Source organism: Methylobacterium sp. J-090 (assembly GCF_022829345.1).
Lineage (GTDB): Bacteria > Pseudomonadota > Alphaproteobacteria > Rhizobiales > Beijerinckiaceae > Methylobacterium.
In genome coordinates this window covers 14,553-39,323 of the sequence record NZ_JAKSXV010000096.1, presented here as the reverse complement: position 1 = coordinate 39,323, position 24,771 = coordinate 14,553, and the positions used below count along the sequence as shown (strand labels likewise).

At 68.2% G+C, this 24,771-nt stretch carries 27 protein-coding genes; 17 read left to right on the top strand and 10 right to left on the bottom strand.

All coding sequences use genetic code 11. From position 1 onward, the window contains the following. Positions 1-48 precede the first annotated feature (48 nt). The 5 genes from era to MKK49_RS17115 form a co-directional block, all read right to left on the bottom strand. Positions 49-951, bottom strand: coding sequence for a GTPase Era (gene era / locus MKK49_RS17135; RefSeq protein WP_409565101.1), 903 nt, complete (start codon positions 949-951; stop codon positions 49-51). A 67-nt stretch (positions 952-1,018) separates the two neighbouring features. Next, a complete protein-coding gene (gene rnc, locus MKK49_RS17130; protein WP_244030613.1) occupies positions 1,019-1,813 on the bottom strand; it encodes a ribonuclease III in 795 nt (264 codons plus the stop codon). 14 nt (positions 1,814-1,827) lie between these two features. After that, entirely contained in the window at positions 1,828-2,628 is an 801-nt protein-coding gene (lepB, locus tag MKK49_RS17125; protein WP_244030612.1) for a signal peptidase I, read from the bottom strand. Between the two features lie 117 nt (positions 2,629-2,745). Then, positions 2,746-3,159: a holo-ACP synthase gene (acpS, locus tag MKK49_RS17120; RefSeq protein ID WP_244030611.1), complete on the bottom strand. Its 414-nt coding sequence runs from the start codon at positions 3,157-3,159 to the stop codon at positions 2,746-2,748. Then, the gene (locus MKK49_RS17115) at positions 3,156-3,914 is read right to left on the bottom strand and encodes a pyridoxine 5'-phosphate synthase (RefSeq protein ID WP_244030607.1); all 759 of its coding nucleotides are present in this window, start codon (positions 3,912-3,914) and stop codon (positions 3,156-3,158) included. The genes acpS and MKK49_RS17115 overlap by 4 nt, the downstream gene beginning before the upstream one ends. 115 nt (positions 3,915-4,029) lie before the next feature. Between MKK49_RS17115 and MKK49_RS17110 the strand changes: the two genes are divergently transcribed. From MKK49_RS17110 to MKK49_RS17035, 16 genes are all read left to right on the top strand, one after another. Beyond that, positions 4,030-4,401, top strand: coding sequence for a PH domain-containing protein (locus tag MKK49_RS17110; protein ID WP_244030605.1), 372 nt, complete (start codon positions 4,030-4,032; stop codon positions 4,399-4,401). 72 nt (positions 4,402-4,473) lie between these two features. Further along, positions 4,474-4,737, top strand: a complete 264-nt coding sequence (locus tag MKK49_RS17105) for a PepSY domain-containing protein (protein ID WP_244030603.1) — start codon at positions 4,474-4,476, stop codon at positions 4,735-4,737. A 36-nt stretch (positions 4,738-4,773) separates the two neighbouring features. After that, complete coding sequence (locus MKK49_RS17100) at positions 4,774-5,478, top strand: MgtC/SapB family protein (RefSeq protein WP_244030601.1); 705 nt, start codon at positions 4,774-4,776, stop codon at positions 5,476-5,478. A 325-nt stretch (positions 5,479-5,803) separates the two neighbouring features. After that, entirely contained in the window at positions 5,804-6,283 is a 480-nt protein-coding gene (gene rpsF, locus MKK49_RS17095; RefSeq protein WP_056086650.1) for a 30S ribosomal protein S6, read from the top strand. Positions 6,284-6,286: 3 nt separating this feature from the next. Further along, entirely contained in the window at positions 6,287-6,577 is a 291-nt protein-coding gene (rpsR, locus tag MKK49_RS17090; RefSeq protein ID WP_244030599.1) for a 30S ribosomal protein S18, read from the top strand. Between the two features lie 161 nt (positions 6,578-6,738). Then, entirely contained in the window at positions 6,739-7,761 is a 1,023-nt protein-coding gene (locus MKK49_RS17085) for a DUF2232 domain-containing protein (protein WP_244030594.1), read from the top strand. A gap of 60 nt (positions 7,762-7,821) precedes the next feature. After that, complete coding sequence (gene rplI / locus MKK49_RS17080) at positions 7,822-8,385, top strand: 50S ribosomal protein L9 (RefSeq protein ID WP_244030592.1); 564 nt, start codon at positions 7,822-7,824, stop codon at positions 8,383-8,385. A 268-nt stretch (positions 8,386-8,653) separates the two neighbouring features. Further along, complete coding sequence (locus tag MKK49_RS17075; protein ID WP_244030590.1) at positions 8,654-10,144, top strand: replicative DNA helicase; 1,491 nt, start codon at positions 8,654-8,656, stop codon at positions 10,142-10,144. 36 nt (positions 10,145-10,180) lie between these two features. Beyond that, positions 10,181-10,987 (top strand): DUF29 domain-containing protein, encoded by an 807-nt coding sequence (locus MKK49_RS17070; RefSeq protein ID WP_244030588.1) that lies wholly within the window; start codon positions 10,181-10,183, stop codon positions 10,985-10,987. Positions 10,988-11,004: 17 nt separating this feature from the next. Continuing rightward, entirely contained in the window at positions 11,005-12,096 is a 1,092-nt protein-coding gene (gene alr / locus MKK49_RS17065) for an alanine racemase (protein WP_279595604.1), read from the top strand. 21 nt (positions 12,097-12,117) lie between these two features. Beyond that, positions 12,118-13,551: a DNA repair protein RadA gene (gene radA, locus MKK49_RS17060; protein ID WP_244030586.1), complete on the top strand. Its 1,434-nt coding sequence runs from the start codon at positions 12,118-12,120 to the stop codon at positions 13,549-13,551. A gap of 135 nt (positions 13,552-13,686) precedes the next feature. Further along, positions 13,687-14,298 (top strand): CvpA family protein, encoded by a 612-nt coding sequence (locus MKK49_RS17055; RefSeq protein ID WP_244030580.1) that lies wholly within the window; start codon positions 13,687-13,689, stop codon positions 14,296-14,298. Between the two features lie 119 nt (positions 14,299-14,417). After that, positions 14,418-15,908: an amidophosphoribosyltransferase gene (gene purF / locus MKK49_RS17050; RefSeq protein ID WP_244030576.1), complete on the top strand. Its 1,491-nt coding sequence runs from the start codon at positions 14,418-14,420 to the stop codon at positions 15,906-15,908. A 25-nt stretch (positions 15,909-15,933) separates the two neighbouring features. Continuing rightward, positions 15,934-16,683, top strand: a complete 750-nt coding sequence (locus MKK49_RS17045; protein ID WP_244030573.1) for an SDR family NAD(P)-dependent oxidoreductase — start codon at positions 15,934-15,936, stop codon at positions 16,681-16,683. 95 nt (positions 16,684-16,778) lie between these two features. Continuing rightward, complete coding sequence (locus MKK49_RS17040; protein WP_244030568.1) at positions 16,779-17,186, top strand: dihydrofolate reductase; 408 nt, start codon at positions 16,779-16,781, stop codon at positions 17,184-17,186. Positions 17,187-17,243: 57 nt separating this feature from the next. Continuing rightward, the gene (locus MKK49_RS17035) at positions 17,244-18,362 is read left to right on the top strand and encodes a carboxylate-amine ligase (RefSeq protein ID WP_244030567.1); all 1,119 of its coding nucleotides are present in this window, start codon (positions 17,244-17,246) and stop codon (positions 18,360-18,362) included. Between the two features lie 25 nt (positions 18,363-18,387). Here the strand turns inward: MKK49_RS17035 and der are convergent, their stop codons facing one another. From der to MKK49_RS17020, 3 genes are all read right to left on the bottom strand, one after another. Further along, positions 18,388-19,740 carry a ribosome biogenesis GTPase Der gene (gene der, locus MKK49_RS17030; RefSeq protein WP_244030565.1) on the bottom strand — a complete coding sequence of 451 codons (1,353 nt, stop codon included), beginning with the start codon at positions 19,738-19,740 and terminating at the stop codon, positions 18,388-18,390. A gap of 42 nt (positions 19,741-19,782) precedes the next feature. Continuing rightward, positions 19,783-20,493 carry a tetratricopeptide repeat protein gene (locus MKK49_RS17025; RefSeq protein WP_244030561.1) on the bottom strand — a complete coding sequence of 237 codons (711 nt, stop codon included), beginning with the start codon at positions 20,491-20,493 and terminating at the stop codon, positions 19,783-19,785. A gap of 129 nt (positions 20,494-20,622) precedes the next feature. Beyond that, entirely contained in the window at positions 20,623-21,228 is a 606-nt protein-coding gene (locus tag MKK49_RS17020) for an NnrU family protein (protein ID WP_244030560.1), read from the bottom strand. 108 nt (positions 21,229-21,336) lie between these two features. On the opposite strand from MKK49_RS17020, the gene MKK49_RS17015 reads away from it, so the two are divergent. Continuing rightward, on the top strand, positions 21,337-22,512 hold the full coding sequence (locus MKK49_RS17015; protein ID WP_244030559.1) for a hypothetical protein: 1,176 nt from the start codon (positions 21,337-21,339) through the stop codon (positions 22,510-22,512). 9 nt (positions 22,513-22,521) lie between these two features. On the opposite strand, the gene MKK49_RS17010 is transcribed toward MKK49_RS17015, so the two are convergent. Next, positions 22,522-22,947 carry a DUF779 domain-containing protein gene (locus tag MKK49_RS17010; RefSeq protein WP_244030557.1) on the bottom strand — a complete coding sequence of 142 codons (426 nt, stop codon included), beginning with the start codon at positions 22,945-22,947 and terminating at the stop codon, positions 22,522-22,524. 98 nt (positions 22,948-23,045) lie between these two features. Continuing rightward, complete coding sequence (adh, locus tag MKK49_RS17005) at positions 23,046-24,566, bottom strand: aldehyde dehydrogenase (RefSeq protein ID WP_244030555.1); 1,521 nt, start codon at positions 24,564-24,566, stop codon at positions 23,046-23,048. Between the last annotated feature and the right edge of the window lie 205 nt (positions 24,567-24,771).

Genomic DNA, 24,771 nt, shown 5'->3' with positions numbered 1-24,771 from the left:
GGCATTGAGCGTGACGGGTGGCCTGAACGGGCCAGTGATAGCCGATGCCTAACCGCGCGGAAACTCCAGGCCCATCTCGCGGTAGCGCGCCGGATCGTCGGCCCAGTTCTCGCGCACCTTCACGTGCAGGAACAGGTGGACCGTCTGCTCGGCGGCCTCGGCGATCTCGCGCCGCGCCGCCTGGCCGATGGCCTTGATGGTCTGGCCGCCCTTGCCGAGCACGATGGAGCGCTGGCTCTCGCGCTCGACGAAGATGGTCTGCTCGATGCGCACAGATCCGTCGGTCCGCACCTGCCACTGGTCGGTCTCCACGGTTGAGCGGTAGGGCAGTTCCTCGTGCAGACGATCGTAGAGTTTTTCGCGGGTGATCTCCGCCGCCAGAATGCGGATGGGGGCATCCGAGACCTGATCCTCGGGGTAGAGCCACGGACTTTTGGGCATCATGCCGGCGAGCGTCGCCTTCAGCACGTCGATGCCGTCGCCGTTAAGCGCCGAGATCATGAAGGTGTGGGTGAAGGCGATGCGCTCGTTGAGCGAGGCGGCGAGCGCCAGCAGGCGGTCGCGGGGGATCAGGTCGATCTTGTTGAGGATCAAGACCTTCGGGCGCTTCACGTCGGGGAGCTTGGCGAGGATCGCCTCGACCTCGTCGGAGACGCCCTTGCGGGCATCGATGAGCAGGCACACGGCGTCGGCGTCCGACGCGCCGCTCCAGGCGGAATGGACCATGGCGCGGTCGAGCCGGCGCTTCGGGGCGAAGATGCCGGGGGTGTCGACGAGGATGATCTGCGCCGCGCCCTCCATGACGATGCCGCGCACGAGCGCGCGCGTCGTCTGCACCTTGCGGGAGACGATGGAGACCTTGGTACCGACGAGGCTGTTGAGCAGGGTCGACTTGCCGGCGTTCGGGATGCCGATGAGGGCGACGAAGCCCGCAGTGGTATTCTCCGGCATCGGCGCCGACGGCAGCGGCACCAGGGGCGGCAGATCGTCGTCGTCGTGGTCGGTCTCGAAATCGGGATCAGACATCGGAGGAATTTCCTTCGCGGACGTCCGCCGACGTCTCCATGGTTGGGGTGGGAGTCTGACCGAGCACCTCGCGCTCTAGCACGAGGCGGGCGGCCTCCTGCTCGGCGAGGCGTTTCGACGGGCCCGTGCCGAAGCCGGGCGCGAAGCCTTCGACCCGGGCGGCGATGCGGAATACGGGGGCGTGGTCGGGGCCGGAGCGCTCCACCACTTCGTAGGCGGGGATCGGCAGGCCCCGGCCCATGGCCCATTCCTGCAGGGACGACTTGGCGTCGCGCCCGCGCGGGGCGGCCGTGTCGACGCCCGGTGTGAAGGCCGCCTCGACGATTGTCCTGGCCTTGGCGTAGCCGGCGTCGAGGAACACGGCGCCGAGGATCGATTCGCAGGCATCGGCCAGGATGGTCTGGTTGCGGCGCCCGCCGCTCTGGACCTCGCCGGGGCCGAGGAGCAGGTGCGGGCCGACATCCCAGGCGGTGGCGACGGCCGCGCAGGTCTCGCGCCGGACGAGGCCGGCGAGGCGCCGCGACAGGTCGCCCTCGTCGGCGCCCGGAAAGGCCGCGTAGAGGAGATCGCCGATGGCGAGGCCGAGCACACGGTCGCCGAGGAATTCCAGGCGCTGGTAGCTGCCGAGCCGGCCGTTGCCGCCGGCCTTGCTGACATGGGTCAGCGCCAGGGTCAGCAGGGTCTGGTCGGCGAAGGCATGACCGATCGCGGCTTCGAGCACGGCGAGGCCGGGCTTCGGACGGGGCGCGCGCCGCGCCCGGCTGGAAGGACGCGCCTCTTCGTCCACGGTTCGCAATCGCCCTAGTGAATGGTGGTGAACAGACGGCCCCAGCGGACCTTCGCCGGCCAATTCCAGATCTGCCACGCCGGCGTGCCCTCGTCGATGGAGAAGAAGATCATCTCCGCCCGGCCGACGAAGTTCTCGAACGGCACGAAGCCGACATTGGCGAGATCGCGCGAATCCGTCGAGTTGTCGCGGTTGTCGCCCATCATGAAGAACCGCCCTTCCGGCACGGTGTAGGGCTCGGTGTTGTCCCAATAGCCGTTGTCGCCGTCGCGCTCGATCACCTTGTGGGTGACGCCGCCCGGCAGGGTCTCGAGGTACTGCTCGGCTTTCGCCTGCTCGCCGTAGGGGCCGGTGGTCTCGAAGGGCGCGATCTTCTCGCGCTTGACCGGCACGTCATTGATGTAGAGCAGGCCGGACTTCATCTGAATCTTGTCGCCGGGCAGACCGATGACGCGCTTGATATAGTCGGTGGCGTTGTCCTTGGGCAGCTTGAACACCGCGATGTCGCCGCGCTTCGGCGTCGCCGCCCAGACCCGGCCGTCCGCCGTGAACGGCAGATACTCGCTCAGCGGCAGGGAGTATTTCGAATAGCCGTAGGAATATTTCGAGACGAACAGGTAGTCACCGATAAGGAGTGTCGGCACGAGCGAACCCGACGGAATGTTGAACGGCTGGAACAGCAATGTCCGCACCACGAGGGCGATGAGCAGCGCCTGGCCGCCGACCTTCAGGGTTTCCTTGATGCTGGCCCAGGTGCCGGTCTCGGCCGCCTTCAGGTCATGCTTCGTCTGGTGGTCCACGCGGGCACGTTCCATCTGGCTGGCCTCTCCGGTCCGACACGGAAGGCCGCAATCCAGGCCCCGTCCGTCATCGACGGTCGAGCGGCGGCATAGACCATGCGAGGAGGCGCCGCAACGCGAGGGGCCTGCCGACTAATCCCGAGGCGTGCCGAGCGGCACCGCCTCGATGATTACGAAGGCCTGAGCCATCGGCGGATCGTCCGTGAGGGTGATGTGGACCCTGATGGCATGGCCCGCTGGTGTCATCGCGGCGAGGTGGGTCGCGGCCCCGCCGGTGAGATGAAGGGTCGGGCGGCCGCCGGGGAGGTTCACCACTTCCATGTCGCGCCAGAACACGCCCTGGCTCAGGCCCGTGCCCAGCGCCTTGGCGCAGGCCTCCTTCGCGGCGAAGCGCCGGGCGTAGGAGGGCGCGCGGGCGGCGCGGGCGTCGCACTTCGCCCGCTCGGCATCGGTGAAGACCCGGTGGGTGAAACGCGCGCCGTAGCGTTCGAGGGAACGTTCGATGCGGCGGATGTCGCAGAGGTCCGAGCCGATGCCGAGGATCATGCGATGCTTGCCCGACGGGCGCGGTCCATGGCCGCCCGCATGTCGCGCACGGCCCGGTCCAACCCCGAGAAGATCGCCTCGCCGATGAGGGCGTGGCCGATGTTGAGTTCGGCGATCTCGGGCAAGGCCGCGACCGGACCGACGCTGTCCAGGGCCAAGCCATGGCCGGCATGGATCTCGAGTCCGAGACCGGCGCCGTATGCAGCAGCCCGGGCGATCCGGGCAAGTTCGGTCTCGACACGGGAGGCGTCTCCGGCCGCAACCGCCTCGCAATAGGTGCCGGTGTGAAGTTCGACCACGGGGGCGCCGAGGCGGTGGGCCGCGTCCATGACCGAAACGTCGGGCTCGACGAACAGGGAGACGCGCAGCCCGCCCCTCCCCAGGGCCGCGACGCGCGGCGCGAGGTGATCGTGCCCCCCGACGATGTCGAGGCCGCCCTCCGTGGTGCGCTCCTCGCGCTTCTCCGGCACGAGGCAGGCGGCATGGGGCCTCAGGCGGATCGCCAGGGCGATCATCTCGTCGGTGGCCGCCATCTCGAAATTGAGGGGCACGGTGAGGACCCGGGCGAGGGTCTCCATGTCGGCGTCGCGGATGTGACGCCGGTCCTCGCGCAGGTGTGCGGTGATGCCGTCGGCCCCCGCCGCGACGGCCATCCGCGCCGCCCGGATCGGATCGGGATGGGCGCCACCCCGGGCGTTGCGCACGGTGGCGACGTGGTCGATGTTCACGCCGAGACGCAAGGAACGAAGGGACATGGTTCGCGCGGACTCCAAACCCGATCCCGTCCGGGATCGTCACGCCCGGTCGTTTCACCCGGCCGGCCTCGTCCTTACATAGGCGCGACGAACGCGAACGGGGATACGGCACGCGATGGGATTTCTCGACGGCCTGCTCGGCCACGGCAGCGACCTCTCGGCGGCGGAGGTCAACGGACAGCTCGCCGGCATCCTCACGGAAGGCGAAAGCGTGCAGGTCGCATTCCGGCTCATCCGTGACCTCATCGTCTTCACCGACCGGCGCCTGATCCTCGTGGACAAGCAGGGCATCACCGGCCGCAAGATCCAGTACATGACCGTGCCCTATCGGGCGATCACCTGCTTCTCGGTGGAGACGGCGGGCAGCTTCGACCTCGATTCGGAACTCAAGATCTGGGTGTCCGGCCGCGAGCCGATCCAGAAGACCCTCAAGCGCGGCGCTGACATCCTGGGCATTCAGCAGGCCATCGCGCGTTCGATCCGATAGGGCGCAGGGGAACTGGCCTTTGGCATCGCTGTTAACGCCAAAGAGATTTTTTGCCGGCTCATGGAGTTTACGATGTCACGCCTAATCCCCGTCGCTGTCGCGTTCGCCCTCGCCTGCACCGCATCGACCGTCGCGTTCGCCGACCAGCCCGGGGCCGATTGGATGCCCGCCGATCAGGTGAAGCAGAAGCTGATGGCGTCGGGCTACACCAGCATCACCGAGTTCGAAGCCGATGATGGCCACTGGGAGGGTGAGGGCATGAAGAACGGCGTGAAGATGCAGTTCCATGCCGACCCGAAGACCGGCGCACTCCTATCGGAGAAGCCGGACAAGTAGCTCGACCGGTGGCTTGAGTACGGCGAGCGTGCCGCCATGCTGAGCAATTTCGACATGGTCGGCCGTCTGCTCGTGGCGGCCCTCCTCGGCAGCATCATCGGCTTCGAGCGCGAGCGACTGGTCTGGGCAGCCGGCATGCGAACGCACATGCTGGTGTGCGTCGGTTCCTGCCTTCTGATGATCGTCTCGGCCTTCGGGTTCGCGGACATCCTCGGACGGCCGAACGTGACGCTCGATCCGTCACGCGTCGCCGCCCAGGTGGTCTCCGGCATCGGCTTCCTCGGCGCCGGCACGATTCTTCTGCGTGGCGAGGTCGTGAAGGGCCTCACCACCGCCGCCAGTCTGTGGGCGGTGGCTGCCATCGGCCTCGCTTCCGGTGGTGGGCTCTACGTACCCGCCATCGCCGCCACCGCCATCGTGCTCGGCATCCTCGCCGGTATGAAGCCGATCGAAGAGCGCTATCGCGAGCGACGCCAGAAGCACGATCTGCGCATCGTCGCGCAGCACGGCGTCCTGACGATCGAGACCTTGCGAGACCTTGCCGGACCCTGCGCGTCGAAGCTGAGACAGATTGTGATCCGGCAGCGGGCGGGAGAGGCCGCCGACGAGATCGCGCTCTGCCTCGTGCACGTGGATCGCACCGCCGTCGACGCGCTGACCGGGCGCCTGCGCCGGCACGAAGCGGTCGAGAGCGTCGAGACCGTCCATCGAGAAACCGTCGGGCGCGCCTCAGAGACCTGAGCTCCGGCAACATGCGTCGAACGTTCGCCCGTTCCTTCGAGCCGAGCGAGCGCTGCCTTGCCAATCCCGAATAACTCGTTTATCCGCCACCCCTCGCGTTCGCTCCGGCTGGGGGCTGAACGGACGGTGCCGACTCGCTCGGCGCAGGGAAACATCCTGAGAGGGGTGTTTCCCGTCGTCCCGTGTCTCCGCCTTCGATCAACCGCTCGGGCCTTCAAACGGCTCGAAGGGCTTGGCGCCGGGTGAATTGCGTACGAACCGGCCCGACGCTTCTCTTCCAGCACATCAGTGCCGTCGGGTCCCTTTGGATATGAAGGGCCCGTAAATGCCTCTTTACGAACACGTCTTCCTGGCGCGCCAGGACGTGACGACCCAGCAGGTCGAGACCATGGTCGAGACCTACAAGGGCGTCATCGAAGCCAATGGCGGCAAAGTCGAGAAGATCGAGATGTGGGGCGTGAAGTCCCTCGCCTACCGCATCAAGAAGAACCGCAAGGCGCATTTCACGCTCCTCAACGTCGACGCCCCCCCGGCGGCCCTCGCCGAGATGGAGCGTCAGATGCAGATCTCCGAGGACGTCCTGCGCTTCATGACCGTCCGCGTCGAGGAGCTCGAGTCCGAGCCGTCGGCGATGATGCAGAAGCGCGACCGCGACGACCGCAAGGATCGCGAGCGCGGCCGTCGTCGTGACGACGAGGGCTTCGGTGGCGGCGGTGGATTCGGTGGCGACCGCGATCGGGGTGATCGCGGCGACCGTGGGGATCGGGGTGACCGTCCCGAGCGCAACTTCGGCGGGGAGGCTTAAGCCATGGCATTTGGTGCTGGACCCGGTGCGGCTCCTGCCGCTGGTGGCGGTGGTGGTGGTGCGGGCGGCGGACGCCGTCCCTTCTTCCGTCGTCGCAAAACCTGCCCGTTCTCGGGCGCGAACGCGCCCAAGATCGACTACAAGGACGTCAAGCTCCTGTCGCGCTACGTCTCCGAGCGCGGCAAGATCGTGCCGTCGCGCATCACGGCGGTCTCCGCCAAGAAGCAGCGCGAGCTCGCCCAGGCGATCAAGCGCGCCCGTTTCCTCGGCTTCCTGCCCTACGTGATCAAGTAGTTCACGCTGCCTCGGTCCGGCTCCGCCGGACCGAGGCGTCCGTCGCAACCGCGACGGTATGGTTTTCGTACCGGCCTTCGATGGTGAGGGCCGGGAGTCGTTGGGGCGATGTGGTTCGCCTCTAACCCTGCCCGTATCGGGACAGTGGGACAGCGGGATCGATGGGTCAGTTTCTCGGAATCGGCATCGGCGCGGGCATGGTCTCGGCCCTCCTCTTCGGCGTACTGCTGAAGGCGACGACGCTTGCCATCATCCTCTACCTGCTCGCCCCGCTCCCGATCCTCATCGTGGGGCTCGGCTGGAGCCATAAGGCCGCCCTCGTCTCGGCGATTTCGGGCAGCCTCGCCCTCGCCCTCGTGGTTCAACCTTTCCTGGGCCTGGGCTTCCTCGCCTATCTCGCCCTCCCCGCCTGGTGGCTCGCCTACCTCGCGCTTCTCGGCCGCCCCGGCACCGACGGTACCATGGAATGGTACCCGACCGGCCGGCTTCTGGCCTGGACCGCAGGCACGGCCGGCCTCGCCTTCGTCGCCATCGCGGTCATCGCGGCGCCGAACTACGAGACCTTCCACACGCAGTTGCGCGACATGACGCGCTCCATCGTGAAGATCCAGACGCAGGGACGCGCGGCTGCGCCGGCTCCAACCCAGCCCGCCCCCGACACGACCAATCCGGATGGATCGAAATCCGATACGGGCCAGCGTGACCCGAGCAGGACCGACGACACCCTGAAGGATGATGTCTCCGACGCGCTGGCGCGCGTCGCGCCGGGGCTCGCCGCACAGGGTTTGGCCGTCCTCCTCGTGTTCTACCTCTGGGCCGCCGCCAGAATCGTGAAGGTGTCGGGCCGTCTGCCGCGGCCCTGGCCTGACCTGCCGTCCACGCGGATGCCGCGCCGGGTCCTCGGCATCCTCGCCGTCGCCCTCGTGCTGACCTTCGTGCCAGGTTATCCCGGTGTCCTCGGCGTGGCCTTGGCCGGCGCCCTCAGCGCGGCCTTCGCGATCCAGGGCCTCGCTGCCTTCCATGACCGCAGTCGCGGTCGGCCCGGGCGCCTCGCCTTGCTGCTCGGCCTTTACCTCATCCTGTTCGTCACCCAGGGCATCGCCTTCGTGGCCCTGACCCTGTTCGGCATCGCCGACACCGCCCTCGACCGGCGCCGTCCCAAGGACGCGTCCGGGCGACTTTGAGCCCCGCAGCCGACGACCATCGGCAGCCTCCATCCCAACCCCAACCGAAGGACTAAACCCATGGAAGTCATCCTCCTCGAGCGCGTCGCCAAGCTCGGCCAGATGGGCGAGACCGTGAACGTCAAGCCGGGCTACGCCCGCAACTTCCTGCTGGCCCGCGGCAAGGCCCTGCGCGCCACCGCCGGCAACAAGAAGCACTTCGAGACCCAGCGCGCCCAGCTCGAGGCCCGCAATCTCGAGAAGAAGTCCGAGGCCCAGACCGTCGCCGAGACCCTTGAGGGCAAGAGCTTCGTGCTGATCCGCCAGTCGGGCGAGACCGGCGTGCTCTACGGCTCGGTCTCCACCCGCGATCTCGCCGAGGTCGTCACCGCCGAGGGCTTCTCGGTCGGCCGCGATCAGTTCGCCCTCAACCAGCCGATCAAGACCCTCGGCCTGCACGTCGTTCCCGTCGTGCTGCACCCCGAGGTCGAGGTCACCGTCACCGTCAACGTCGCCCGCTCCCCCGAGGAAGCCGAGCGTCAGGCCCGCGGCGAGTCCACCACCGAGCGCGAGGCGTTCAACCTCGACGACCTCGGCCTGGAAGTCGGCGCCGCGCTGGCCGAGGCCGGCGACGACCGCGAATAAGCCTGACCGGCCCTTCGGGGCGGTGGAGAACGGGGAGCGACGGCCCTTGCGGGTTGACTTGTTCCTTGTTTGTTCCAACATGGACGCCCGCGTCTCCCGTGAGTCGCGGGCGTTCGCGTGTCCGGCTCCTGCCGGATTCGTGCGCGGATCGGCCGGTCGTGATCAGAGCCCTTTAACCATGGTGGATCATGGTCGGCCTCTGAATGAAGGCGGGTCGGGCGTTCACATCCCCACGCGCTTGGAAAAAGTCGGAGCCTCGAGTCAGCCCATGGCCCTGCCCAACGCCCTGACGGCCAATCTGCAGGCGGTGACGCAAGAATTCCGCGTCGCGCCGCACAACATCGATGCGGAGCAGGCACTGCTCGGCGCGATCCTGGTCAACAACGACGCTTATTACCGAATTTCGGATTTTCTCCTCGCCGAACACTTCATGGAGGATGTGCACCGCAAAATCTTCGAGGTGGCCTCGCAGCTCATCAAGGGCGGCAAGCTCGCGACGCCCATCACCCTGAAGACCTATCTCGGCGACGCCGATCTCGGCGGCCAGACGGTGATGCAGTACCTCGCCCGCCTCGCGGCCGAGGCGACCACGGTGATCAACGCGGGCGATTACGGCCGCACCATCTACGACCTCGCCATCCGTCGCCGGCTCATCACCATCGGCGAGGACCTCGTCAACGGCGCCTACGAGGCGCCGGTGGAATCCTCGCCCCGCGACCAGATCGAGGGCACCGAGCGCCGCCTCTACGAGCTCGCCGAATCGGGCAAGTACGACGGCGGCTTCCAGAAGTTCTCCGAGGCGCTCACCACCGCCGTCGACATGGCGGCCAAGGCCTACCAGCGCGAGGGCAAGCTCTCGGGCATCGCCACGGGTCTGTCCGACCTCGACGCCAAGATGGGCGGCCTGCAATCGTCGGATCTCATCATCCTTGCGGGCCGCCCGGCCATGGGCAAGACCTCGCTCGTGACCAACATCGCCTTCAACATCGCCAAGGCCTACAAGGGCGAGAAAGGCGCCGATGGCGTCATGAAGACGGTGAACGGCGGCATCGTCGGGTTCTTCTCCCTCGAAATGTCGGCCGAGCAGCTCGCCACCCGTATCATCGCCGAGCAGTCCGGCGTGCCGTCCTACAAGATCCGCCGCGGCGACATCCGCCCGGAGGACTTCTACAAGATCACCGACGCCGCCCGGGACATGCAGACGATCCCGTTCTACATCGACCAGACCGGCGGCATCTCCATCGCCCAGCTCGCAGCGCGCGCCCGGCGCCTGAAGCGCCAGAAGGGTCTCGACCTGCTCATCGTCGATTACCTCCAGCTCCTGTCGGGCTCGGGCAAGCGCTCGGACAATCGCGTGCAGGAGATGACCGAGATCACCACCGGCATGAAAGCGCTGGCGAAGGAACTCGCTGTGCCGATCATCGGCCTGTCGCAGCTCTCGCGTCAGGTCGAGAACCGCGAGGACAAGCGCCCACAGCTCTCGGACCTGCGCGAATCGGGCTCCATCGAGCAGGATGCCGACGTGGTGATGTTCGTGTTTCGCGAGGAATATTACGTCAACAACAAGAAGCCGCGCGAGGGCACCGAGGAGTTCTTCGCCTGGGAGGCGGAGATGAACCGCGTCCACGGCAAGGCCGAGGTGATTCTGGGCAAGCAGCGCCACGGCCCCACCGGCACCGTGGAACTCCAGTTCGACGCCAACATCACCCGGTTCTCGAACCTCGCCCAGTCGGACCGGATTCCCGATCAGCATATGTGATAACGTTGGTCGGCATCGACTGATCGGAGCCACGTCATGGGCGTAGGCAAACGTGCCGTTCCCCCCGAGCGCTACACCCTCAACGACGTGTTCGAGGCCGAGCAGGCGCTCGTCGGCCTCATCCTGTCCGATGGGCGCGTACGCCCCCGCATCGGATCGGTCCTACGCGAGTCGGACTGGACCGAGCGCCTGCATCGCGGCGTGTTCGAGGTGTCCGGATTGCGTTGCGCACGGGGTCTGCCTGTGACCGTGGAAGACATCGCGCCTCACGTCAGCGACACCGGACCCGATGGGGCGTCGGCCGAGCTTTATCTGGCCGATCTCGTCGCCCGTGCACCCGCCTTGCACTTGGCCGACCAGTTCGCGCACGTGATGGCGACTGCCGCAGCGGAGCGGACGATGAGCGACACCGCCTACGACACCGATTTCTACACCTGGGCGTATCGGCAGGCCGAGCGGCTGCGCCGTGGACGTCTGTCAGAGATCGATGCCCTCAACCTCGCCGAGGAGATCGAGGATTTGGGCCGGGAGATCTACCACCGACTGGAGAGTGCGCTGCGCGTCACGCTCCTGCACTTGCTGAAGTGGGATCGTCAGCCCGAGAAACGGACGCGGAGTTGGACTCTGTCGATCCGCAACGGGCGAATCGATGCCGAAGAGCTTCTGGTCCGGCATCCTGGATTGAAAGGCCGCCTCGCGCAGGCCGTCACCGGCGCGTATCGCCGATCCCGTCTCGATGCGGCCGGAGAGACTGGGCTCGACGAAATCGTCTTCCCCGCCACGTGCCCCTACGATGACGAGACCCTTATGAACCGGCCAGTCCCTTGGCCGGTCGAATCATAAGGACGCGAACCATTTCGTTGCACGGCCACGGCGCCACCCTCATCATCGACCTCGGGGCCATCGTGTCGAATTGGCGGCGCCTCGCGGACGAGGCGCCTGGTCGCGCCTGCGCGGCTGTGGTCAAGGCCGACGCCTATGGGTGTGGCCTGGACCGGGTCGCGCCGGCCCTGTGGCAGGCCGGCTGCCGGACCTTCTTCGTTGCCCATCTCAGCGAAGCGATCGCGGCGCGGGCACTCCTGCCGGAGGCGATCATCTACGTCCTCAACGGGCTTTTGCCCGGCATCGGACCAGCGCTCATGGCCCACGCCCTGCGCCCGGTCGTCGGATCGCGCGACGAGATGGTGGAATGGGCGGCCCTGGCTGCTGCGTCCGGCGCCCCTCTGCCCGCCGCGCTTCACATCGATACCGGCATGAACCGCCTCGGATTCCCGGTGCCGGAAGCGCTGGCCCTCGCTGGCGATCCGATCGTGGCCCAGGCCGGCATCGCCCTCCTGATGACCCATCTCGTCAGCGCCGAATTGCCCGAAGAGGTCGTCAACGCCCGGCAGGCGGCGGACTTCGCGCGTCTGCGCGCGGCCCTGCCGGGCATCCCCGCCTCGTTCGCCAACTCGTCGGGCGTCTTCCTCGGCGCGCCGGCCCACCACGACCTCCTGCGCCCCGGCTACGCCCTGTTCGGCGGCAACCCGGTGCCGGGCCGGCCCAACCCCATGCGCCCGGTGGTGCGCCTGGAGGCGACCATCGCCCAGGTCCGTACCGTCGCGGCGGGGGACACCGCCGGCTACAACGCCCGCTGGACGGCGGATGGCCCGCGCCGCCTCGCCACCCTTTCGTTGGGCTACGCGGACGGCTATCCACGCGCAGCGAGCGGACGGGGCATGGCCCTGGTGGGCGGTGTGCGCTGTCCCATCGTCGGCCTCATCTCCATGGACCTCGTCATCCTCGACGTCACCGATGCCCCGGCTGCGGCGCGCGGCAGCACCGCGACTCTCATCGGGGACGGCCTCGACATCGACGCCGTGGGGCGGGCCGCCGGCACCATCGGCTACGAGATCCTGACGGGGCTGGGTTCTCGCTATGTTCGCCATTATGTGACAGGAACCGAGGCCTGAGAGGCCTCTTCCGGACCGAGCATGGCCAAGATCAACCAGACCTTCGTGTGTCAGTCCTGCGGGGCGGTCTACAACCGCTGGCGTGGGCGGTGCGAAGCCTGCAACGGCTGGAACACCATCGTCGAGGAGACCGGCGCCGCCGGTCCCCAATCCGGGCCGGTCAAGACGCGGCCGAGCCGGGCCAAGGGCCGGGTCTTTCCGCTCGAGGGTCTCACCGGCGAGGTGAAGCAGGCGCCGCGCATTCCCTCCGGGATCAACGAGCTCGACCGGGTGACCGGCGGCGGCTTCGTACGCGGTTCGGTGATCCTTCTCGGCGGCGACCCCGGCATCGGCAAATCGACCCTCCTGATGCAGGCCACCGCCGCCATGGCCCGCACGGGGGAGCGCGTCGTCTACATCTCCGGCGAGGAGGCGGTGGCGCAGGTGCGCCTACGCGCCGAGCGCCTCGGCCTCGCCGACATGCCGGTGGAGTTGGCGGCCGAGACCAACGTCGAGGACATCGTCGAGACCCTGTCGCAGGGGACCCCGCCGGCGCTCTGCATCATCGATTCGATTCAGACCATGTGGACGGAGACGGTGGAATCGGCGCCCGGCACCGTCACGCAGGTGCGCGGATCGGCCCAGACCCTGATCCGGTTCGCCAAGACCACCGGCACGGCGGTGATCCTCGTCGGCCACGTCACCAAGGACGGGCAGATCGCGGGCCCTCGCGTCGTCGAGCACATGGTCGATGCGGTCGCCTCGTTCGAGGGCGATCAGGGCCACCATTTCCGGATCCTACGCGCCGTCAAGAACCGCTTCGGTCCCACCGACGAGATCGGGGTGTTCGAGATGACCGATATGGGGCTCGCCGAAGTCCCCAACCCTTCGGCCCTATTCCTCGCCGGGCGCGACCACGCCGCCCCCGGCACGGCGGTGTTCGCTGGCATGGAGGGGACGCGACCGCTCCTTGTCGAGATCCAGGCCCTGGTGGCGCCCTCGTCCCTCGGCATGCCGCGTCGCGCGGTGGTGGGCTGGGACCCCAACCGCCTGTCCATGGTGCTCGCCGTGCTGGAGGCCCATGGCGGCATCCGCCTCGGCACCCACGACGTCTACCTCAACGTCGCTGGCGGCCTGCGCATCACCGAGCCGGCGGCGGATCTGGCGGTCGCCGCCGCCCTGGTCTCGTCCCTGTCGGGCTCGGCCCTTCCGCCCGAGACGGTGTATTTCGGCGAGATCGGCCTGTCCGGCGCCATCCGCCCCGTGGCCCAGGCGCCGGCCCGCCTCAAGGAGGCGCTGAAGCTGGGCTTTGCCAAGGCGGTGACGCCCCAGGGGCGCGGCGAGGGCGGCAATGACGGGTTTCCCACAGAAGCCCTGCGCCACATCGCCGACCTCGTCGCCGGCATCGCCAGCAACGGTCCGCGCCGTGTCGGCTCGAACCGGGGACGTGGCGCGGTGGCGTACGACGACGATTGAAGCCCTCCCAGGCCGGGACGCCCGCCGGCTTGAGGGTGACGGCCAGGATTCGGCACGATATACAGGGGCGCGGCCGGGGGAAGCCGCAGGATACGCTGCGCCGCCGCAACTCCCTTGAAGTGACAATCGCCCACGATGCCGTTCTCCGTTCTCGATCTCGTCGTGCTCGGCATCGTCGTGGTGTCCGCGTTGCTTGCGGCCGTTCGCGGTGCCACCCGTGAAGTGCTGGCGATCATCGCGTGGGTTGCCGCCGCCGCCGTTGCCTGGAAACTCTATCCCCTCCTCCTGCCCACCGTGAGCCAGCACGTCACCAACGCCACCGTGGCCTTGGTGGCCTCCATCGCGGCGATCTTTCTCGGCACGCTCATCGTGGTCTCGATCATCACCGTGAAGGTGTCCGACATGATCCTCGATTCGCGCATCGGCGCCGTCGATCGGTCCCTCGGCTTCCTGTTCGGCGCCGGGCGCGGCTTCCTCATCTGCGTCATCGGCTGGGTGTTCCTGGCCTGGCTCGTCCAGGGCAAGATGCCCGATTGGGCGGCCCAGGCCCGAAGCCGGCCGATGCTGGAGAAATCCGGCGAGGCCCTGGTGGCGCAACTGCCCGAGAACCCCGAAGGCCTCCTGAAGCAGTTCAAGAAGCCCAAGATCGAGACGCCCGCCGATCCCGTCGAGCCGCCGGAGGGCGACGTGCCGGCTCAGCGCCGCAGCGACGTGCCGTCGCCAGCCACGCCCGCCTCGCGACGCTGATCTGCGGTGTCCGCGCTTGGTGCCCGGACGAACGCCGCTTACATGCTGGCTTCTCACATGACGGCGTCGTGACGGCGCCGACCGTGCCCAGTGCCGGGCAACCAGGGATCGACCGCACCATGTCTGCAGTGAAACCGAGTGCCCGTCCGGCCGCCGGGACCGTGGACGGCCTCGATCGCGACGGTGACACCCTGCGCGAGGAATGCGGCGTCTTCGGCATCTTCGGCCACCCCGACGCCTCGGCCATCGTGGCGCTCGGTCTCCATGCCCTCCAGCATCGCGGCCAGGAGGCAGCGGGCATCGTCTCCTTCGACGGCGCCGTGTTCCATTCCGAGCGCCGCCCCGGCCTCGTCGGCGATTCGTTCTCGGATGGCGAGACCATCGCCCGCCTGCGGGGCCCGGCCGCCATCGGTCACGTGCGCTACTCCACCACGGGCGGGACCATCCTGCGCAACGTACAGCCGCTGTTCGCCGAACTCGCCAGCGGCGGCCTCGCGGTCGCGCATAACGGCAACCTCACCAACGCGCTGTCGATCCGCCGCGACCTCGTGCGCGATGGCGCCATCACCCAATCGACCTCCGACACGGAGGTGATCCTGCATCTGGCCGCTCGCTCCCGCGCGCCGCGCATCGTCGAGCGCTTCACGGAAGCCCTGCGCCAGATCGAGGGCGCCTACGCCATCGTGGCGCTCACCAACAAGAAGCTCATCGGCGCCCGCGATCCCATGGGCATCCGCCCCCTGGTACTCGGCGAACTCGACGGCCGCTACATCCTCGCTTCCGAGACCTGTGCCCTCGACATCATCGGCGCCAAGTTCATCCGCGACGTCGAGAACGGCGAGATCGTGGTGATCTCGGAGGAGGGCATCGAGTCGATCCGCTTCGCGCCGGCCCGGCCCATGCGCCCGTGCATCTTCGAGTACATCTACTTCGCGCGGCCCGATTCCGTGGTGAACGGCAAGAGCGTCTACGCGGTGCGCAAGAACATCGGCCACGAACTCGCCCGCGAATCCGCCACCGACGCCGACGTGGTGATCCCGGTCCCGGATTCCGGCGTGCCCGCGGCCCTCGGCTTCGCCCAGGAGACCGGCCTGCCCTTCGAGATGGGCATCATCCGCAACCACTATGTCGGGCGTACCTTCATCCAGCCGACGCAGTCCGTGCGCGAGCTCGGCGTGCGCATGAAGCACTCGGCCAACCGCGCGGTCGTGGAAGGCAAGCGCATCGTCCTGGTCGACGATAGCCTCGTGCGCGGCACCACCTCCGTCAAGATCGTCCGGATGATGCGCGAGGCCGGCGCCAAGGAGGTGCACTTCCGTATCGCCTCGCCGCCGATCACCTATCCGGACTTCTACGGCATCGACACGCCGGAGCGGGAGAAGCTGCTGGCCGCGACCCATGATCTCGAGGGCATGCGCCGTTACATCGGTGCCGATTCGCTGGCCTTCCTGTCCATCGACGGACTGTACAAGGCCATGGGCGAAGAACGCCGCGACGAGGCCTGCCCGCAATACACCGACCATTGCTTCACCGGCGACTACCCGACGAACCTGACCGACATGGCCATCGCCGGCCCGCGCCGGCTGGCGATGCTGGCGGAAGCCGACTGAACGCCTGGCCATGACCGACTCGTACATGACCGACTCGCAAAAGCCCCTGGCCGGACGCGTCGCCGTCGTCACCGGCGCCTCGCGCGGCATCGGCCGGGCCGCGTCCCTGGCCCTGGCGGCGGCGGGCGCCCACATCGTCGCCGTCGCCCGAACGCAGGGCGCCCTCGAGGAACTCGACGACGCCATTCAGGCTGCGGGGTCGAGCGCCACCCTGGTACCCCTCGATCTCACCGACTACGACGCCATCGACCGCCTCGGGGCCGGCCTGTTCCAGCGCTGGAAGCGCCTCGACATCGTCGTCGGCAATGCGGGCATCCTCGGCAACCTGACGCCGCTCGGCCACGTGACGCCGAAAACCTGGGCGCAGGTGATGGACATCAACGTCATGGCGAACTGGCGCCTGATCCGCTCGCTCGATCCGCTTCTCCGCCTGTCCGATGCCGGCAGGGCGATCTTCGTCACCTCGGGTGCCGCCCAGAAGTGCAAGGCCTATTGGGGACCCTATTCCGTCTCCAAGGCCGCCCTCGACGCCCTGGTGCGGACCTACGCCGCCGAGACCGAGACCACGCCGGTGCGCGCCATGCTCCTCAACCCCGGCCCCCTGCGCACGGACATGCGCCGTGCCGCCATGCCGGGCGAGGACCCCGAGACCTTGAAGACGCCGGAGGATCTGGCGCCGCACATCGTCCGGCTGGCGAGTCCCGCCTGGACGGAGACCGGCAAAATCTTCGATTTCCCAAGCAACCGCGTGCTGACGCCGCGGATAGCGGACTGACTCTTTTTCGGTATCGTCGCTGACGCAACTCTCCTCACCCTGTGGGGAGGGGTGCGCAGAGCCGCATATGGTCTTCCCTCCAGGGCCGTGACACCATGATCGACGTTCGCTGCATCTGCGCCATCGGCCAGCGGGGCCAACTCGGGCTCAACGGGCGCCTCCCCTGGGAGGGCAACAGCGATGCGCTCTTCGTCGAGGACGTGACGCGCTTCTTCGCCATTACCATGGGCCACGTGCTCATCGCCGGCCCGAAGACCATCGCCTCGGTGCCGGACTTCGCGTTCAGGGACCGCACCATCGACGTGATCCGCAGCCACGAGGCCCCTGAGGCGGTGCTGGCACGCTATCCCGGCCGCCGCATCTTCGTCGGCGGCGGGATCAGCGTCTGGAACGTCTACGCGAAGTACATCCAGCACTGGGACGTCACCCGCCTGCCCTATGACGGCGAGGCCGACCGCTGGTTCGATCCGGCCTGGCTCGTCGGCGGCCCCTTACGCACCTGACGGCACAAAGGACCGAGCTGGCGGGTTGAGAAGAGCCCTCGAGCCCCAAGGTCCGCGATGAGCCCACATTCGTATCGTTTCGGCATCGAGGAAGAGTACTTCCTGGCCGATGCCGAGACCCGGGGGACGCCGAACCGGTCGCTTGCCGCCTTTCACGACGCGGCCGGAGCGGCTTTGCCGGAGATCGGCCGCGAACTTCTCGAATCTCAGGTCGAGGCTTGCACGCCACCCTCGGACAGCTTCGACACCGCCCGAGAGACCCTCGCGCATCACCGGACCACGCTGGCCCGGATCGGCCGCGAGCACGGCGTCCTCGTCTTCGCCGCCGGCACCCATCCGGTCGCGGCCTGGTCGCGACAGGTGGCCACGCAAGGCGAGCGCTACACCGGTATTCTGAAGGATGTCGGCCTCGCCGGCCGCCGCAGCCTGATCTGCGGCATCCACGTCCACGTCGAGGTGCCGGACCCGGACGCGCGGGTCGACCTCATGAACCGCCTGCTGCCGTTCCAGCCCGTGCTGCTCGCCCTCTCGGCCTCGTCGCCGTTCTGGCAGGGCCAGCCGACGGGGCTCGCCGCCTATCGCCTCAGCGCCTTTGGGGAACTCCCCCGTACCGGGCTGCCCGAGCTGTTTGCCGATGCGGACGCCTACGAGCGCTACGTCCGGATCATGACCCGGGCCGGCTCGATCCAGGATGCGAGTTTCCTGTGGTGGTCCCTGCGCCCGTCCATCAAGTTCCCGACCCTGGAGTTGCGCATCGCGGATTCCTGCACGCGAGTCCCGGACGCGATTACCATCGCGGCCCTCTACCGCTGCCTCGTCCGCTGCGCCGTGCGCTGCCCCGACCTGAATGCCGGCCTCGACGGCGTCTCGCGGGCGATCGCGCAGGAGAACCTGTGGCGAGCGCAGCATGGGGGAACGAAGGCGGAGATGATCGACGAGGCGAACGAGGGAGCGGTGCCCTTCGCCGAGGCGCTCGACGGGCTTCTCGCGCTGATTGCGGAGGATGCCGAGGCCCTGGGCTGCGTGGCGGAGGTCGAAGACGCCCGGCGGCTCGTCCGCGACGGCACGAGCGCCGAGCGCCAGATCGCCGCCTATGAGGAAACTCGGTCCGATGACCAAAGGCGCCTCGCCGCGGTGGTGGACTGGCTGGCAGACACCACGCGGGACGACGGTTGAATCCCCCGCGCGACGGAGCGCCGGCTCAGCCCTTGTTGTCCTTGTCGAACGGGTTCTTCGAGGTCCGGAGCGACAGCCGGATCGGCACGCCGGGCAGCTCGAACGATTCGCGCAGGCCGTTGACGAGGTAGCGGGTATAGGATTTCGGCAGGCCGTCGAGCTGGTTGCCGAACAGGGCGAAATGCGGCGGGCGGCTCTTCACCTGGGTGGCGTAGCGAATCTTGATGCGCCGGCCCGACACGGCAGGCGGAGGGTTGCGCTGGGTCGCAGCACTCAGCCAGTCGTTGATGCGCGAGGTCGACACGCGGGTGTTCCACACCACCTCCGCGCCCGTCACCGCCTGCATGAGCTTGTCGATGCCCTCGCCGGCGAGCCCCGAGAGCGGCACCACCGGCACACCGCGCACCTGCGGCAGCAGGCGGGTGCAATCCTCGCGCAGCTTCTTCAGAAGGCCGTTCTGGTCGGCCACGAGGTCCCACTTGTTGAGGCCGATGACCAGCGCCCGGCCCTCGCTCTCGATGAGATCGACGATGGTGAGATCCTGTTTCTCGAACGGGATCGTGGCATCAAGAAGAACCACCACCACCTCGGCGAAGCGCACGGCACGCAGGCCGTCCGACACGGCGAGCTTCTCCAACTTGTCGTCGATGCGGGCCTTGCGGCGCATGCCGGCAGTGTCGTGCAGCTTGATCCGGCGCCCGCGCCAGACCCAGTCGAGGGAGATGGAATCCCGGGTGATGCCGGCCTCGGGGCCGACGAGAAGACGCTCCTCGCCGAGCATCCGGTTGATCAGGGTCGATTTGCCGGCATTGGGGCGTCCGACGATGGCAACTTTGAGGGACCGGTCGGACGGGTCCTCGTCCGCGTCGTCCTCGTCCTGCGCCGGCAGAGCCTCCGTGAGGGCATCATGGAGTTCGCCGATGCCCTCGCCGTGCTCGGCCGAGAACGGGATCGGATCGCCGAGACCCAGCGAGAACGCCTCGTAGGCGCCGCCGAGGCCAGCGCCGCCCTCGGCCTTGTTGGCGATGAGGATAACGGGGCAGCCGGCGCGGCGCACGAGTTCGGCGAAGGGCTGGTCGGCGGGCAGGATGCCGGCGCGGGCGTCAATGACGAACAGCACCACATCGGCCTCGAGGATCGCGGCCTCCGTCTGGGCACGCATGCGGCCGAGCAGCGAATCGGCATCGGCCTGTTCGAGGCCGGCGGTGTCGATGATGCGGAAGACGAGTCCACCGAAGTTGACGTCGCCCTCGCGCCGGTCGCGGGTCACGCCGGGGCGGTCGTCCACGAGGGCGAGCTTCTTGCCCACGAGGCGGTTGAAGAGGGTCGACTTGCCGACATTCGGCCGTCCGACGATCGCGACGGTCGGCATGTCCATGGTGTGCTCGATTCAGTCGTACAGGATGGGGGAAAACGGGTGTCAGCGCGTCACGGGCGGCGGCGCGGCCGGCTCGGGGACAGCGGCCGTCACCGTCACGGGGCCACCGGCCACGAGGGCGGCGTAGACCTCGATGCGCTGGCGCAGGTTCTGCGGCGCCTGTGGGTCGGCGTTGATCTGGTCGAACCAGCGCCCCGCGGCCTCGTACTCGCCGCGCTTGAGGGCGACGAGGCCGAGCATCTCACGGGCGGTGTGGCGGAACGCGCCGGTCGGCGCGGCGAGGCCCTGGAGGCTGGCGAGCGCCGCGTCGGGCTGCGGCCCGTCGAGGCGCAGGAGGGCGGCGCGCAGGCGAGCGAGGTCGCGCAGGGCGTCGCTCACGCCGGTATCGGCCGCGAGGCCGTCGTACTCGGCGGCACCGGCGGCCCCGTCGCGCTTCGAGGTCTCGGCGGCCGAGCGGAAGCGCGCGAGGAGGCGATAGCCGCCCGGCGCCTCGGTGCGGATCGCCGCGAACGCCTTGTCGGCCTCGGCGGTCTTGCCGTCGCGGGCGAGGCGGCTCGCCGTGTCGAACTGCTCGGAAGCCGCATCGGCGCGCACGCGCTGGTCGTGCTGCCAGTAGCGCCAGCCGCCGACGGCGGCCACCACGAGGATCGCCACGGCGATGATCGCGCCGCTGTAGCGGCGCCAGATCTCGGCGACCTGATCCCGGCGATAGTCCTCGTTGACCTCGCGGATGAACTCGTTGTTCTCGGCCATGCTGTCTCACGCCGGCCGAAAGCCCGCCCGGCCACGTCTAGGGAGAATTGAGACTTGCGCCTAGCACAGGCCCGGGCCGTTGGCGACCGGTCTTCGCCGCAGGGCCGTCCTGCCCGCGTTCGGGCTCCCTCAGGCCTGACCCGGCCAGGCGGCGACACCGATGAGGATCGGATGGAGGTACTTGCCGAACACGAACCACGCGGCGAGGCCGACCACCACCGCGATGGCATCGTTGCGCCAGCCGGCCGGGGCCGCGACGACGCCGTGCTGGGCGGCCACGGCGGTGGGGCTCAGGGCCCGGCGCTTGGCGCTGATGCGGGCGACGACGGCCCAGGCGAGGAACCCGCCGAACAGCAGGATCGAGCCGAGATCGCCGTTGGCGAGCAGGTGGGCCGTCGCCCAGATCTTCACGGCCAGCAGCATCGGGTGCTTGGCCTTGGCGCGGATATGGCCCGGCAGATAAGCCGAGGCGAGGACGATGAAGGCCAACAGGGTCAGGACGAGGGAGAGGTGGCGAGTCCAGACCGGCGGGTTCCAGACTTCGATGTAGCCCGACTGGCGGTAGAGGTGGAAACCGTAGGCGATGAGCACGAGGCCGAGCAACGAGACGCCAGTGTAGATAAGCTTGTACCGGCTCTCACCGACATTACCGATGACGCTGGCGCGCTTGGCCCGCGCCATGGAGAAGGCGTGCATGCCGAGGAACAGCACGAGGCCAAGGATCAGGATCAGCATGGTGGGCTTTCGCGGGTCGGGATGTGGGCGGCCGCCGGAGGCGGCGCCTTGGCAATCAGTCTGTAACGGTTCAAAACCCAAACTCGCAGTGATGTCCAGGCATACGCGATGACGCGCCCCTTCCTCCGCATTCTTCTTGCGCTCGCAGGCCTCACGGGCGCCGCCAACGCAGCGTCCGAACCACCGCTCTCGGCCTTGACCCTGGTCGGACCGCCGACCGTCGTCTTCAAGGCCGGTCGCGACGCCTGCGATGGGGCCGACGTACCGGATGCGTCGGCGCGGGCGTTTCGCGACGCCTCAGGCGCCGTGGCGCTGTTCGGGATGCATTATCGCAATCGCGCCCTGCGGGGTCCGTCGCTCGACAAGCTGACCCTCGACTGCGCCGTGGTGCTCGATTCAGGCGAGAAAGCCGATCCTGCCCTCTACGACGACCGCTCGTGGATCGCCGCCACCTGGACGGAGGACGGCAAGGCGGTCTCCGCCCTCCTCCACCACGAGTATCAGGCCAACGAGCATCCCGGACGCTGCCGCTCCAAGGTCTACATGGAGTGCTGGTACAACGCGGTGGTGGCCGCCGCCTCGACGAATGGGGGGCGTCTCTTCTCGCGGTCGACGCCGCCCGTGGTGGTGGCCGGGGTGCCGTTCCGGCAGGAGGTCGGCCAGGGCCGCCATCGCGGGTTCTTCAACCCGTCGAACGTTTTCGGCGACGGCCGCTGGCGCTACATGTTCGCCTCGACCACGGGGTGGGATCTCAAGGGCAGCGATCAGGCGGCGGGCGTGTGCCTGTTCCGCACCGATGATCCGACCGATCCGACGCGCTGGCGCGCCTGGACCGGCAGCGGCTTCACCGCCGCGTTTCCCGATCCTTACGCCAAACCAATGGCGCATCCGGCGACCTGCAAGCCCGTGTCGCCCTTCCCCACCCCCGTCGGAGCCGTAGTGCGCCATCGCGGCAGCGGAGCCTGGATCGCGGTGTTCATGGCGGCGAAGGCCGACGATTTTCCCGAGTCCGGATTCTATTGGACGAGCTCGCGCGACTTGCTGACCTGGGATCGACCGCGCCTGCTCCTCGCCGGCGCGACCCTGTACGACGATCCGTGCGGGGCACCGGACGGCCTCATCGCCTACCCGTCGCTCCTCGATCCCGCCGCCACCGGCCGCAATTTCGACGACACCGGCGACACGGCGTTCCTCACCTACGTCACCCTGCGCACGGAGGGCTGCGCCATCACCTCGGACCGCGACCTCGTCCGCCGGCCCCTCGCCATCAAGGTCTGGCCCTGAGGCTTACGATCAGAGCTTGCAGGCGCCGGACAGCGCCGTGTTCTCAGCCTGCGTGAACAGCCGCGAGCGGATGAGGAAGCGCCTGTCGCGCCCGTTCTCGAGGGAGAACATGCCGCCGCGCCCCGGGACCACGTCGAGGATGAGGTGGGTGTGTTTCCAGACCTCGAATTGCGGCCGGCTGATCCAGAAATCGGCGCCCGCCACGGTCCCGAGACGCACGTCGCTGTCGCCGGTGAGGAACTCGCCAACCGGGTAGCACATGGGCGAGGAGCCATCGCAGCAGCCGCCCGACTGGTGGAACATCACCGGGCCGTGGTCGGCGCGCAGTTCGTCGATGAGGGCGAGGGCCGCCGGGGTCGCGGTGACACGCAGGGGCGTGCCGTCGACGCCGGCCAAGTCTGCGGTGGTCTGGTCGGGCGTGGCAACGTCGTTCATCGGTTGATCCTCACTGGGGCGATCTTGCCGAAGACATAGGGCGAGAAAAGAAAAAGCCCCGGCCTTTCAGCCGGGGCAAGGTGGTCTCGGGTGGATCTTTAGAAGAAGCCAAGCTTCTTGGCGGAGTAGCTGACCAGCATGTTCTTGGTCTGCTGATAGTGGTCGAGCATCATCTTGTGGTTCTCACGGCCGATGCCTGACTGCTTGTAGCCGCCGAAGGCCGCGTGGGCCGGGTAGGCGTGGTAGCAATTGGTCCAGACGCGGCCGGCCTGGATGGCGCGGCCGAAGCGGTAGGCGCGGGTGCCGTCACGGGTCCAGACGCCGGCGCCGAGGCCGTAGAGGGTGTCGTTGGCGATGCTGAGCGCATCGGCGTCGTCCTTGAAGGTCGTCACCGAGAGCACCGGCCCGAAGATTTCCTCCTGGAAGATGCGCATCTTGTTGTGGCCCTTGAACACGGTCGGCTTCATGTAGAAGCCGTCCGCGAACTCGCCGTCCTTCACGTTGCGCTCGCCGCCCGTCAGGCACTCGGCGCCCTCCTGCTTGCCGATGTCGACGTAGCTCAGGATCTTCTCGAGCTGCTCGGAGGAGGCCTGCGCGCCGATCATCGTGGCGGGATCGAGGGGGGACCCTTGCGTGATCGCCTCGACGCGCTTGATCGCCCGCTCCATGAAGCGGTCGTAGATCGACTCGTGCACAAGCGCCCGGCTCGGGCAGGTGCAGACTTCGCCCTGGTTCAGGGCGAACATGGTGAAGCCCTCGAGCGCCTTGTCGAAGAAGTCGTCATCCTCGTTGGCGACATCGGCAAAGAAGATGTTCGGCGACTTGCCGCCGAGTTCCAGCGTCACCGGGATCAGGTTCTGCGAGGCGTATTGCATGATGAGCCGGCCCGTCGTCGTCTCGCCCGTGAAGGCGATCTTGGCGATGCGGGGCGACGAGGCCAGCGGCTTGCCGCATTCGAGGCCGAAGCCGTTGACGATGTTGAGCACGCCCGGGGGCAGCAGGTCGGCGATGAGTTCGGCCACCACGAGGATCGAGGCGGGGGTTTGCTCGGCGGGCTTCAGCACGACGCAGTTGCCGGCCGCGAGCGCCGGGGCGAGCTTCCACACCGCCATCAGGATGGGGAAGTTCCACGGGATGATCTGGCCGACCACGCCCAGCGGCTCGTGGAAGTGATAGGCGACCGTGTCGTGGTCGATCTCGGAGATCGAGCCTTCCTGCGCGCGGACGCAGCCGGCGAAGTAGCGGAAATGGTCGATGGCCAGCGGGATGTCGGCGTGCGTCGTCTCGCGGATCGGCTTGCCGTTATCCCAGGTCTCGGCGAGCGCGATGAGATCGAGGTTGTCCTCCATCCGGTCGGCGATCTTGTTCAGGATCCGAGCGCGCTCACCCGGCGCGGTCCGGCCCCAGGCGTCCTTCGCGGCGTGGGCGGCATCGAGCGCCTTGTCGACATCGGCCGCGTCGGAGCGGGCGACCTCACAGATCACCCGGCCGGTGATCGGCGAGGTGTTCTCGAAGTAGCGGCCGGCGCTCGGGGCAACCCATTGGCCACCGATGAAATTGTCGTACCGGGCCGAAAACGGGGACTTGGTGCCGGCGTTCAGGAACTCTGGCTTGTTCATGGCGAATCCTCCGATTTTGTTTTTGTGCGTGCGGCAGACAAGGCCAGACGGGACGCCAAGGCAAGGTGGACCTTTGGCCAATGCGGTCCTGTGAGACCGATCCGTCCGCGCGCCGGATGGCGTCCGGGCGGCACGAGCATGTTAGCCCCGATCGGAGTGCGTGGCGACCCGGTTGCGAGCGGGGTGCAGCCGGTGATCCGCCGGG